Origin of the sequence: Streptomyces sp. C36 (assembly GCF_040932295.1) — a bacterium.
Taxonomy (GTDB): Bacteria; Actinomycetota; Actinomycetes; order Streptomycetales; family Streptomycetaceae; genus Streptomyces; species Streptomyces triculaminicus.
The window spans coordinates 26,059-37,758 of record NZ_JBFQGI010000006.1 but is presented as its reverse complement, the minus strand read 5'-3'; the positions used below and the strand labels follow the sequence as shown (position 1 = coordinate 37,758).

Here is an 11,700-nt window from a genome sequence, read left to right as displayed (position 1 = left end):
TTGCCTCGGTGTGAGGAGCCGCTATCGACGATCCAAAACACCCGCTTGGCCCGGGGCGAGGGTGGGGTGGCAGCGGCAGCGGGCCTGGATGGAGGTCTTCTCATCGGCGCTGACGACGTACTCATCCTCCCCAAGCGGGACGCCGCCCCAGGCGCGGGCGTACAGGTCCGGAACATGCTCGGCCATGGGTTGGAAACCCGGGTCGGTGATGAAGATCCAGGAACGGTGCCGCCAGGGCTTGAGCGCGTCCTCGCCCAGCCATCGACGCACGGTGGAGGCCGACACGGGCGTGGCGATGCCCTGTTCCATGGCTTCGCGGGCCAGCTCCGGGCACGACCAGCGCGACAGCGGCACCCTGGTCTCGGCGGGCAGTCGGCAGGTCAACGCCTTGACCCGGGCGGCCTGCAGTGCGGTGAAGGACGCCGGGCGGCCGGTGCGCTTTCGATCCGTCAGGCCCGCAAGACCCAGCTCGGCGAACCGCCCCCGCCACTTGCGCACCGTGTCCAGATGCGGCCCCGTCTCGCGGGCGACGCGCGCATTGGAGCGCCCGCGCGCCGCGTGCAGCACGACCTGCGCCCGGACACGCAGCCCGTACTCGGTCTTGCCGTAGGCCGTCGTCTTCAGCCGCTCGCGCTCGGTGGCGGTTGGGGCTATCGGACGGGCCGGGGCAACGGGCATGGGGCGAGGGCCGATCGGGAGAAGTGGATCACGACAGGCCGCAGCCTGCCGTATCCTCTCCCCGACCCGTCCGACAGGATGTGGGCACGCCCGCATCGCTTGGCCGTAGCCGAGTGCCTGCACGTGATGCCTGGACCGTTTGACAGGTGACTTTGACCGCTCGGTTCGGGGCGCGGGTCGCCGGCGGACGCCGCGGCCCGTCCGTCGGACTCGCTTGGTCAGCGGCCGCCGGGGCGGCCGAGGGCGTCGCGGAGGAACTCGGTGATCTCCGACCGTGCCGCCTCGGCCTGAGGCACTACGGCCGGCATGCTGACGAAGGCGTGCGTGGTCTCGGGGAACTCGGTCAGCCGCGCGGGCGTCCCGGCCGCGCGCAGACGCTCGGCGTAGTGGCGGCCGTGGTCGGCCAGCGGGTCATGGCTCGGCACCACCACCAGCGCCGGGGCGAGCCCGGTGAGATTGCCGGCGTGCAGTGGAGACAGCGCACGGGGATCGGTTCCCGAGGGGACGGCGAGCCGGTGCAGCAGCCGCAGTTGGGGAACGGTCAGGGTCGGGCTGTGGGCGTGCTCGGTGACCGAGGGGTGGTCGAACATCGTCCCGGTCACGTCAACGAGGGGGTTGACCAGCACCTGCGCCCGCAGTTGCAGGTCGGCCTCCCTGGCGCGGATGGCGGCCAGGGCGGTGATCAGTGCGCCGCAGCTCTCGCCGAACACAGCGATGCGCGCCGGGTCGATGCCCCAGTCGTCGGCGTGCCGCACCAGGTGGTCGAGCGCGTCCCAGCCATCGTCGGCGGCGGCCGACAGCGGAGTGTCCGGGGCGAGGAGGCGGTGCTCGACCGAGACGACAAGGGCCGACAACTGGGCGGCGAGATGGCTGTTGATCCAGTCGCTCTGCACCGCCGTGCCCACGAACCCGCCGCCGTGGACGTGCAGTACGAGGGGCAGGGCCGCTGCCCGGTCGGCGGAGCCGGCGCCGCGTTCGCGCACCGGCCGGTGGACCCGGACCGGCAGGCGGCGGCCGGGCAGCGCCAGCGACTGCCAGTCGATCGCGGCACCGGGGTCCGGCATCCCGGTGATCGCCCGCATCGCAGGCGACGCCCGCCTGCGGTTCTCCGCCCCGCGGTAGGCGGCCAGTTCCTCGGCGGTCATCGCCGCCCAGTCCGGCTCGCCCCCCAATGCCTGCTGCCGCAACCCGCTGCTGCTCGCCGACGGCTGCCGCGCACCGCTGTCCCCGCTCATGCCTTCTCCTTCCCGAATGGTTTCGCTACCTTAGGTATCGATACCTAAGGTAGCGAAACTAGCTATGGTGAGGGAATGACTCGAACGCCTCCTTCCGCCCGACCGCCCGGACGCCCGCGCACTGGCATCGACGCCGAGGTCTTCACCACCACGCTGAGCACCGTCCAGGAACTCGGCTACGCGCGGGCCACGGTCGAACGCATCGCCACCGCGGCCGGCATCGCGAAGACGACGATCTACCGCCGCTGGCCGTCGAAGGGCGCGCTGATCGTGGACTGCCTCCTCGACGCGTTCGGCCCGGTTCCGCTGAAGGAGGGCGCCGACCGGGCCGAGCTCATGTCCTCGACCATCCGCTGGATCGCGGCGACGATCGGCGAGCCCGGGGTGGGCGACGCGTTCGCGGGCGTGTTCAGCGACGCCGTCAGCGACCCGGCCCTGCGCGAGATCCTCTCCGCACGGTTGCAGGACCCCTACCGCCTCGCCCTCCAGGACGCGCTCGACGAGCCGGAGAACAGGGTCCTGTTCTTCATCGATACCGTCGTCGGCACCCTGCTCCACCGGATGGGCATGACCGGCGAACCGATGGTCGATGCCGATGTCGACGCCCTGGTCGCGATGGTGCTGCCGCACTTCGCCCGCGGCGTCGGTCCGACCTGACGATGGATCGCCGACCCGGCAGCGCAGACCGATGCTGCGGCCGGGGCAGACGGCGTCGGGCAGGGCTCGCAGGTTACGCGAGGACGAGACGGACATCGGTGCACGCCCCCCCCCGCTGATCACTGACATTGACGATTCACGAGAAACAGGAGGCGCCGTGCCGCGCTCCGAACCACTGCCCCGCACCGTCCGCCTGCTGTTACTCGCCCGGGTCGTCAACCGACTCGGGGCCTTCTCACTGCCCTTTCTCACCGCGCTGATCAGCACAGGCCACGGCGCGAGCCTGGCCACCGCCGGGCTGGTCAGCGCCGCTTTCGGGCTCGCGACGATCCCCTCACGGCTGGCCGGGGGACACCTGGCCGACCGAATCGGTCGGCGCACGACCATCGTGCTCGGGCTCTGCGGATGCGCCGCCGCACAGCTGGCGATCGCGGCCTCCGCGTCGGTCACCTGGGCGGTCGCCGGGGCGGTGCTGCTCGGACTGGCCTTCGAGCTCTACGAGCCCCCGAGCCAGGCGATCATCGGCGAGTCCGTGCCGGAGCAGCACCGGGTGCGCGCGTTCAGCCTGTTCAGCGCCGCGCTCGCGGCAGGTGGCATGGGCGCCGGGCTGCTCGCCGCTCTCCTCGGCCGCTGGGACCTGCGCTGGCTCTTCGTCACCGACGCCGCCACCTGCCTGGCCTGCGCGCTGCTGATCCGGCTGGCCCTTCCCCGCGATCGCCCGGCACCGCCCGAAGCGGTCCAGGACGACACCGCCGTACGACCGCTGCGCGACCGAGCCCTGCTGAGCGTCCTGGCCACCGGCACCGCCTACGCCCTGATCAACCAACAGACCGTGATCACCCTGCCGCTCGCACTCGCGCGGCAGGGCCTGCCCGCCGCCGACGCCGGGCTGTTGTTCACCGCCGCCGCGGCCACCACCGTGCTCGCCCAGCCACTGATCCGCCTGCCCTGGGTGACCCGGCTCACCACGCCCGTCGCACTCGCCCTCGCCCATCTCCTCCTGGCCGCGGGGCTGACCGGCTACGCCCTCGCCCGCACCCTGCCCGCGCTGCTCGGCTCGGCTGCCGTGTGGAGCCTCGGCGATCTGCTGGTCATGGGCCGCGTGTACGCGCTCGTCACCGACCTCGCGCCACCCGGCGCAAGCGGCCGCTACCTGGCCGTCTTCGGTACCAGCTGGGGGATTGCCGCGACGCTCGCACCCGTTCTCGGCACCCAGCTGCTCTCCCACGCGGGGACGACCGCACTGTGGTCGGCAATGGCCGTGTTCTGCCTACTGCTCGCCGCACTGCATCTTCGTGTGACACCGGAGCCGGCCCGGGCACCGCGACGACGCGCATCAAGGGAGCGCAGGCCGGACAAGCCAGTGGCTGCACCCAGCCCGCGACGCTGACCAACAGCAGAACGGACCGCCACCCGGTAGCCGTGGCGGCTGCGCGGTGCGCTGCGCGTCGAGCCGTAGCCGCCACAAGCCCTGAAGGCCGGCGCGGGCCCGCTCGCCGCCGGGCCCAACGGCAGCCGACGACGCTCACCAACCTCGACGAAGTCCAGCTGCAGGGCACGCTGCAGCCGGATCATGTCCTCGTTGTCGCGGGCGCTGTACTTCTCGATGCCCATTGCGAGACACGCACGACGCGTTCCGGGAGGCAGGTCGTCCGCGTTCGCGGACCTCCGGGCGCTGAAGACCCATCGCAGTCCGGCTTCGGCCGAGCCCGAGGGCGGCGATCTCCGCTCCGCCGGACTCGGCGGATCCCGGTGCGGGCTGGAGCCCGAACCGTAGTGACCGTCGTGCCGGGACGCGCCACTTCGTCATGCCGGTGCCCTTCCAGCGGGCGTGCGTGCTGGAAGGGCGGTGGGGCTGTGGTGGGGCTGTTATGCGCCGAGGACGATCCCGCTGCCGTCGCGGTAGTGCCATCCACGGCCCAGGGTGTTGCAGTGGACGGCGGAGTAGCCGCCGTTGCTCACGTCAGCTCCTCTGAGAGTCTGCTTGCGACCATCGGCGTGATCGCACCAGGCTTTGGCGTGGTAGGTCCTTTGGGTGTTGCAGGTCACCCAGAAGGCGTTGCGGTCGGAGGCGGGCGTGCAGTGCGGTGGGATGCCGCGGATCGAGGTGGGTTCCACCTCGGTGGTGACGGCGGTGGCGCTGGTGACTGGTTGTCGGCTCTCGCCCGCTGATGCCGGCGTGACCAGTGCGGCCGCGGCCGCGACCGTAGCCGTGGTCACTGCGAACCCTTTGAACAACCCACGCATGGTCTCTTCCCCTTTCGGGTCTTCGCTGTCGACGGTCTTAAGGATGGCGACAGCGGAAAGGGGTGTCATGAACATGGGTCGTCCCGGACAGCCTACGGGGCGTCCGGCCTGGTCAGAATGTTGTCCGAAGGCGTCCCGGACAAGCCCTGCCGCGGCCGATCCCGGATTGTGGCGAGCGGCGCAGACCGGCTCGATCAGGGTGCAGCGGGTTTTGGACGCGTCGCTGGGGTACAGGCGCCGAGAGATCACACGACGTGCCGTGACCCGACCGACGTAGCGGCTACGGCGATCGCTTCGATCCGTCGCCCGCCTGGATCAGATGCCCTCTCAGGGGACAAGAACGACTTCGCCGAAGGGGATCTCCTCGTGCACGGCGGTACGCAGGGTGCCGGTGCCGTGCATCCGCCAGAGCTCGCGCAGCCAGCGGTCGTTGGTTCGGGCGGGTCAGTCTCTTGCGGCCGCGCAGGCGGGGGCGGGTGTACCGGCCGGGGTGTGGATGGGCCGGGGACTGACCGCGCTCGGCCTGGCGGTCGGCGGCGTGGTGACGGAGCGCCAGGCGGAGCTGTTGTTCGGCGAAGGCCGGCACTCGGACGCGGACCGGATCGAGGTCGTGGTCGACAGGACACTGGTGAGGAGGTGGGCCATGGTCCGGGTCCTACCATCTGGGTCCTATCATCCGGCCAGCTCCCGGAGCAGTCCCTCCAGATCGCGCTCGCCGTCGCGGGTCTGGGCACCGTGGGCCAGTCCGCCGCGGATCAACCGCTCGGCCGCGGGGCGAACGACCTGGCCCGCCCAGGCGTCGTGCTCCCGCAGGAGACCTTCGGCCAGGTCATCGGGGACGATGGCGCGCTTGGCCGCCGCGATCACACCCTCGGGCAGGGCGGCGATGTTGTGGGCGAGGCGGTCGACGATGTCGTCGAGCTCGCCGGCAGGGACTGCCCGGTTGACCCAGCCGTAGCGCTCCGCGGTCTCGGCGTCGTAGAGGTCGGCGCCCAGCACCACCTCCAGGGCACGATTGCGGCCGACCCGGCCGGCGAGGTACTGCGTGCCCCCTCCACCGGGGACGATGCCCATGAGAGCTTCGATCTGGCCTATGCCGGCGCGGCCGATCGCCGCGAACGCCATGTCCGCGGCCGTGACGAACTCCGCCCCTCCTCCGCGCGCCATCCCGGCAAGCTTGACGATGGTCACCTGGGGCTGGTGCCGGAGCAGCTCTCCCAGGGCCTGGAAGACGTTGACGCCGTCCGGAAGGTCGGCCGCGAACTTCTCGAAGGCGTCGGGCGTGTCGACGAGCGTCATGTCGACGTGGGCGATGAAGAACTCCGGGTCAGCGCTGTCGAACACGATCACCCGAACCGAGTCGTCGTCCCTCAGCGCGGTCAGCAGGTGCCGGAGGTCGGCCATCAGGGCGACGTTCAGGACGTTGACCGGTGGGTTGTCGAGGGTGACGCGGGCGATGCCGTCCTCGAGGCTCACCCGCAGGGTCGCGTAGGCGTGGTGGGTCATGGAGGTCTCCGATCGGTACCAGGTATGCATCTAGGTTCCTGATGCATACTTAGAGTGTGATGGTGGGCGACCCGCGTCAATAACGCACTTTCGGCATCGCAAGGATCGCGGAGGATACCGACATGGCCATTTCTGAAACCGACGCCGACGCCGGCACCAACACCGTCTACCGGTCCGACTGCCCCAGCCGCCCGATCCTCGACCAGATCGCCGACAAGTGGTCGATGATGGTGATGGCAGTCCTCGACAAGCCCACTCGGTTCAACGAGATCAAGCGCCGTCTTGAGGGCGTGACCCAGCGGGTCCTGACCCAGACCCTGCGCCGCCTGGAACGCAACGGGATGGTCGTGCGCCGCGTGCTGCCAACCTCGCCGGTCGGGGTCGAGTACTCCCTCACCCCGCTCGGCGAATCCCTGCGGGAGCCGTTCGGCCGGTTGTACGACTGGACGGTCGACAACGCGGACGAAATCCGGGCGCACCAAATGGACTACGACCGACGCGTTCAGAGCTGAGAAGGCGTGCCCGAGAACCCCATCATCCTGAGCTGACTCGCCCCGGCACCGCTTCGGCGCACCAGCCCCCAAACCCGCGGTTCCGATGCCGGCTCTCACGCGGCGGCTGACGCTTCCCGTCGGCCGTACTGTCGGTTCCGTGGTGGCGTAGGTGCCGGGGAGCAACCGCCAGTGCCATCACTCAGGTCAACAATCCGAGTGGGGCTGATCATCAACCGCCGTCGGAATCGGTGCATAAGCGCTGTCGCTCGACGTCGATGGAGCCGCGCCCCGCCGAGAAGACTGTGCGGCCCCTGCCCGAACTGCGGGCAGGCTGGCGCGCCTCGGCGGTCCGCAAGTTGGATGCTGCCGCGGGCAGGTGCCGCCGCGATGCCGGGCGCCGTGAGCCCGTTCGTCGATATTGCACTGGCGGCCGTCGACATCATCGCCGTGGTCTACGTGATGCGTGGCAGCTTCGCCCGCCGGCACCTGCTCGCCGAAGCCCGCCGCCACCTCGGCGAGACCCTGCGCGGGCAGCGCCACCACCCGGCCTGGACGACTGGATCGCCGATGTCGCGCTGCGGCGGCACGCCCCGGACACTCACCCGGCCCCGGCCCGGCCGCCGGCCGCCACCACCGGACCTGATCACCTACACCGCCCGATGGCACCGCCCCCGTCCCCGGTGGGTGAGCGCCCTCGACCGTCAGGTGCGCGCGGCGAGCGCGTATGAGCGAGCCAAGACCGCCAGCCGCATCCTGGGCGCGCGTCCAGGCGCATCGCGAACGCACCACCGCTCCTGCGGAGCCGTCGGCAGTCAGGGCCGTCAGGAGAGGCCGTACGACTGACCCGGCAACCTGTGCGCTCACCGGAGAACCTCGCCCGCCTCGCTGCGCTCCAGCAGGAGGCCGGCGAGCGGTCCCAGAGCGCACGGGAACGTGAGCAGAGGCGCCACGCCGCGCCCATACCGCCCCCCGGGCCGCGATCAGCGCGCGTACTCGCCGCACCAACCCGGGCAGAGCCAGAGGCCGTCACCACACTGAGCCTCTGCCAACTTGAAGTCGCAGGTCAAAGGGCTGGTGTGACTGGTGGTCGGGGTGCTTACGCTGGTCGGGGGCGGCAGTCAGTGGGGTAGATCGTTTGCCAGCGCAGTCGTTCAAAGAGAAACACGATGCAGCAGCGTCGGCGGGTGTGCGAGCCTTCTTCTCCCAGACACCGAACGAGAAGACTCTGATGACCCGCGATGACGCCCTTAAGCAGCTCAGTCATATCGCGCGCGAGAGGGCATTCGGCAGGCACGTCGGGTCGGACCGGCTCATCCAGGCAGGGCTGGACGCGCTGATTGTCGGGGTGGAAAGCCCTTCTCTGGCCATGCTGGCTGGCCTGCTCAGGAGCGAAGAGCCCGAAGCTTCCGCACTCTTCGACCAGGTATTGGAGGAGTTGGGACTGCTCTTCCACTCGCCAGCTGATCCTCGGGCCGCAAAGTGGGCGATGGCTTACTGGGTCGCCGGTCAGGTCGCCGACGGATCTCTGGATCCTGCCACCGGCACCTACCTCATCTGGGCAGATATCGCCGAGGACCTCGGCTTTCCCGAAGAGCTGGAACCGCTTGTCCACTGCGCACACAACCTGGACGGCTGGGAAGAGAGCTGGGGAGTCTCCCTCAAGGAACTCAACAGGGAAGCGATCGAGGCCGCGAAGAAGTTCCTGAGCGAGCAGCCGACAGGACAAGCGGGGGGGCTGACCGTCCGGTTCTTGTCCGCTGTGGATCAGCGGTCCTCTACGATCCGGTGCATGCTCGGATCCCGAGCTGCTGGAACGGATCACCGCGCGGCGCGCGGAACTGGACGTACTCGAAGAACAGCTGGCCAAGCACAGGCAGAGGTGCGGACTGGTTGTGTGAGGCATCCCTCTTCTGTTGTTGTGGTGTTGGTGGTCTGGGAGGGTTGACCATGTGGTCATGACCTCTTTGCCTCGCTCGCCGTATGTCGGTGGCCGTCCGGATCCGGTAGGCGGGATGGCCGTGCTCGGTGGAGAGTCCGCTCTCGCCCGCGGGTACTTGCTGGACAACGCGCGCGCCGAGGCGGGCGAGCGGTTCGTCTGGCTGGCCGAGTTGTTCGATGGTGTGACGCGCGGGCACTTCGGCCGGCTGGGGGTCGGGGCCGGCTCGCGTTGCTGGGAAGTGGGGGCCGGTGGCCCCGGGATTCCGCAGGCTCTCGCGGCGGCTGTCGGTCCGAGCGGGTATGTGCTGGCCACGGACATCGATCCGTCGTGGTTGAAGGCGGGCGACGGGTACGAGGTGCGCCGGCACGACGTCGCTGCTGATCCGCCCCCGGAGCCGGGGACGTTCGATCTGGTGCATGCCCGGCTGGTGCTGGTTCATGTGCCGGATCGGGCTCGGGCGTTGGCCACGATGGCGGCAGCGCTGCGGCCCGGCGGCTGGCTGCTGGTCGAGGACGCCGATACCGCTCTGCAGCCACTGGCATGCCTGGACGACAGCGGCCCTGCGCAGCGGCGGGCCAACCGGCTGCGCGACGCGGTCCGGGAGCTGCTGGCGCGCCGTGGTGCGGACCTGCGCTACGGCCGGACACTGCCGCGGGCATTGCGTGAGGCCGGTTTGGTGGATGTCGCCGCGGGGGGCTTTTTCCCGGTCGGCGGGCTGGCCTGCGACCGGCTGGAGGCGGCGACCATCCGGCACGTGCGCGGCGAGCTGCTCGCGGCCGGTCTGTCCGACGACGCCGAGATCGACGCACACCTGGCCGCCATCCACGCGGGCGAACTCGACCTGGCACTCGCGCCGCTGATCTCGGCCTGGGGGCGCCGTCCGGCCGAGCATCCTCGGGCACTCGGTTAGGTGCGGATCCAGGCGTTGTCCGACCTGCCCATAGCGCTGTTCGTCGGGGGAGGCCAGGTAGCTCGCGCAGGTGCGCGCTGTGCGTCACCGGGGCTGGGGCTGGCTTTGTCCACTCTCTGGTTCCATGGCTTCCGCTGGCTCCGTATCCGTGGGGAGCGAGTTCTTACAGCTGGACGGTGGTGCCGGGCTCGAGGCGGTCGATCGGGGTGCCGGTCAGGCCCTTCTCGCCGAGGAGATTGGCGGTGGAGTGCTGGCCGAGGTCGCTGAGCATGAGTTCGTGGATCTGGATGATGCGCTCGGGCTTGACGGTGCGGACGTAGTCGGCGGCTTCGCCGAGCTTTGTCCATGGGCCGCTGGTCGGCAGCAGGAGGGTGCGTACGGGAGCGTCGGGCGCGAAGTAGGCGTCGCCGGGGTGGTAGACGGCTCCGTCGTCGAGGAGGTAGCCGACGTTGTCGGGGCACGGGATGTCGGCGTGGATCAGCGCGTGGCGGTGGCCGTGGACGGTGGCGGTGATGGAACCGATGCTGAAGGTGTCGCCCGCGGCGACGGCGTGGACGCGGCCGTCGTGGCTGCCGAGGGTGGCTGCGACCGTGGCTGTGCCGTAGACCTGCAGCCCGGGCTGGGCTTCGAGAGCGGCGGCGACGAGCTTTTCGTCGAAGTGGTCAAAGTGTTCGTGGGTGATCAGGACGGCGTGAGCGTGGGTGACGGCCTCTGCCGCGTCCGGGGTGAAGGTGCCGGGGTCGATGACCAGGCGGGTGTCGTCCTTCTCGAGCGTGACGCAGGCATGGGCGTGCTTGGTGAGCTTCACAGCGGGTCCTTTTCCGAGCCGACCGAATATCTACAACCAGACTGTACAGTGCGGTTGTAGGCATCGTTGCCGTGGGCGTCGACTGTGACGTAACCCCCCCCCGCTACGGCGAGGGCCTGTGGGTGCTCCTGGAGTACCAAGGCAGACAATGGAGCCAAGGTGTACAGTTTGGTTGATGGATGTGGGTAGGCTGGCACCATGGACGAGAATCAGCTGGCTGAAGAACTTCGCCTGACCGTCGGGCGGCTCGTACGCACTGTGCGCACTGCCGACAAGATGCCGCCCGGCGAGGCCGCCGTCCTGGGCTACCTGGACCGCGGCGGCCCGCTGACCACCGCCGATATCGCACAACAGCGGGGAGTCAGTCACCAGTCGGCTGCCAAGGCGGTCAAAGAACTCCTGGCTCAGGGCCTTGTGCATGCCGAGGCACACCCCAGCGACGGGCGCAAGCTGTTGCTCCACCTCACGCCGACGGGAAGTGGCCGTCTGGCCGAGGAGCGCAGAAGGCGTGCGAACTGGCTCGGCGCCGCGATCAGCGATGTCCTCAGTTCCGATGAACGAAAGACGCTTGAGACGGCGCTGCCTCTGCTGTCACGCCTGACCACGCACTTGAATGGCAAGTAGCCCAGGGACTGTCGTTTGGGTCATCGAGCGCTGCGCATTGTGAAGTTGCAGGTCACGAGTCTGGTGTGCGTGATGTTCGGGATGCCCATGCTGGTCGCGCAAGGATGACTTCGGCGAAGATCGTCGGTCGCTGGGCCGCGTGGAACGACGCTGGCGTGTGGGACCAGCTGCATCTGGTGCTGCTGAAGAAGCTGCGGGTCGCGAAGGAGCTGGACTGGTCGAGGGCGGTGATCGGCTCCTCCCACGCCTCGGGCCGCTCGGCGGGGCCTCAGAGCGGCCCCAGTCCGGTCGAGCGTGCACGTCCGGGCAGCAAGCACCACCTGATCGTCGATGGCCAGGGCATCCCGCTCGCTGTCTCGCTGACCGGCGGGAACCGCGATTACGTCACGTGGTATCGATGGTGTGCCGGCTGCTGGCCCGCGTCGATGGTGGCGCGCTGGATCGAGCGGTTGGTCGCTGGCTGGCTGATCGCTGTCTGAAGGTGGCTGGTGCCGCTGGTCTGCGTGGAGTGTCGGTGGTTGGCAGGATCCTGCGCGGTGCCGCCATGGCAACTGGCTGCAAGGTGCACCTGTTCGCCGCTGTGGAGGAGGGGCTGCGGGCCT

General features: G+C 69.7%; 12 protein-coding genes and 1 pseudogene. 8 read left to right on the top strand and 5 right to left on the bottom strand.

The genetic code is table 11. From position 1 onward, the window contains the following. Positions 1-21: 21 nt before the first annotated feature. The gene (locus tag AB4K12_RS19240; RefSeq protein WP_368435326.1) at positions 22-678 is read right to left on the bottom strand and encodes a helix-turn-helix domain-containing protein; all 657 of its coding nucleotides are present in this window, start codon (positions 676-678) and stop codon (positions 22-24) included. Between the two features lie 218 nt (positions 679-896). Further along, positions 897-1,913 (bottom strand): alpha/beta hydrolase, encoded by a 1,017-nt coding sequence (locus tag AB4K12_RS19235; protein ID WP_368435325.1) that lies wholly within the window; start codon positions 1,911-1,913, stop codon positions 897-899. A gap of 75 nt (positions 1,914-1,988) precedes the next feature. On the opposite strand from AB4K12_RS19235, the gene AB4K12_RS19230 reads away from it, so the two are divergent. Then, entirely contained in the window at positions 1,989-2,570 is a 582-nt protein-coding gene (locus AB4K12_RS19230; RefSeq protein ID WP_368435324.1) for a TetR/AcrR family transcriptional regulator, read from the top strand. A 157-nt stretch (positions 2,571-2,727) separates the two neighbouring features. Further along, positions 2,728-3,960, top strand: coding sequence for an MFS transporter (locus AB4K12_RS19225; RefSeq protein WP_368435323.1), 1,233 nt, complete (start codon positions 2,728-2,730; stop codon positions 3,958-3,960). Between the two features lie 479 nt (positions 3,961-4,439). On the opposite strand, the gene AB4K12_RS19220 is transcribed toward AB4K12_RS19225, so the two are convergent. Next, entirely contained in the window at positions 4,440-4,892 is a 453-nt protein-coding gene (locus tag AB4K12_RS19220) for a hypothetical protein (protein ID WP_368435322.1), read from the bottom strand. A 597-nt stretch (positions 4,893-5,489) separates the two neighbouring features. Then, positions 5,490-6,323, bottom strand: a complete 834-nt coding sequence (locus AB4K12_RS19215; RefSeq protein ID WP_368435321.1) for an enoyl-CoA hydratase/isomerase family protein — start codon at positions 6,321-6,323, stop codon at positions 5,490-5,492. 122 nt (positions 6,324-6,445) lie between these two features. Between AB4K12_RS19215 and AB4K12_RS19210 the strand changes: the two genes are divergently transcribed. The 4 genes from AB4K12_RS19210 to AB4K12_RS19195 all read left to right on the top strand — a co-directional run bounded on the left by AB4K12_RS19210 (position 6,446) and on the right by AB4K12_RS19195 (position 9,666). Continuing rightward, the gene (locus tag AB4K12_RS19210; RefSeq protein WP_368435320.1) at positions 6,446-6,835 is read left to right on the top strand and encodes a winged helix-turn-helix transcriptional regulator; all 390 of its coding nucleotides are present in this window, start codon (positions 6,446-6,448) and stop codon (positions 6,833-6,835) included. A 369-nt stretch (positions 6,836-7,204) separates the two neighbouring features. Then, a complete protein-coding gene (locus AB4K12_RS19205; RefSeq protein WP_368435319.1) occupies positions 7,205-7,660 on the top strand; it encodes a hypothetical protein in 456 nt (151 codons plus the stop codon). Positions 7,661-7,952: 292 nt separating this feature from the next. Continuing rightward, the gene (locus AB4K12_RS19200) at positions 7,953-8,762 is read left to right on the top strand and encodes a hypothetical protein (protein ID WP_368435318.1); all 810 of its coding nucleotides are present in this window, start codon (positions 7,953-7,955) and stop codon (positions 8,760-8,762) included. A gap of 67 nt (positions 8,763-8,829) precedes the next feature. Then, the gene (locus AB4K12_RS19195) at positions 8,830-9,666 is read left to right on the top strand and encodes a methyltransferase domain-containing protein (RefSeq protein ID WP_368435687.1); all 837 of its coding nucleotides are present in this window, start codon (positions 8,830-8,832) and stop codon (positions 9,664-9,666) included. Between the two features lie 163 nt (positions 9,667-9,829). Here the strand turns inward: AB4K12_RS19195 and AB4K12_RS19190 are convergent, their stop codons facing one another. Continuing rightward, entirely contained in the window at positions 9,830-10,474 is a 645-nt protein-coding gene (locus AB4K12_RS19190) for an MBL fold metallo-hydrolase (protein ID WP_368435317.1), read from the bottom strand. 198 nt (positions 10,475-10,672) lie between these two features. Between AB4K12_RS19190 and AB4K12_RS19185 the strand changes: the two genes are divergently transcribed. Together AB4K12_RS19185 and AB4K12_RS19180 are read left to right on the top strand one after the other, a co-directional pair. Then, positions 10,673-11,098: a MarR family winged helix-turn-helix transcriptional regulator gene (locus AB4K12_RS19185; RefSeq protein WP_368435316.1), complete on the top strand. Its 426-nt coding sequence runs from the start codon at positions 10,673-10,675 to the stop codon at positions 11,096-11,098. A gap of 140 nt (positions 11,099-11,238) precedes the next feature. Continuing rightward, positions 11,239-11,487 (top strand): annotated as a pseudogene (locus AB4K12_RS19180) (IS5/IS1182 family transposase); the annotation flags it as partial. Between the last annotated feature and the right edge of the window lie 213 nt (positions 11,488-11,700).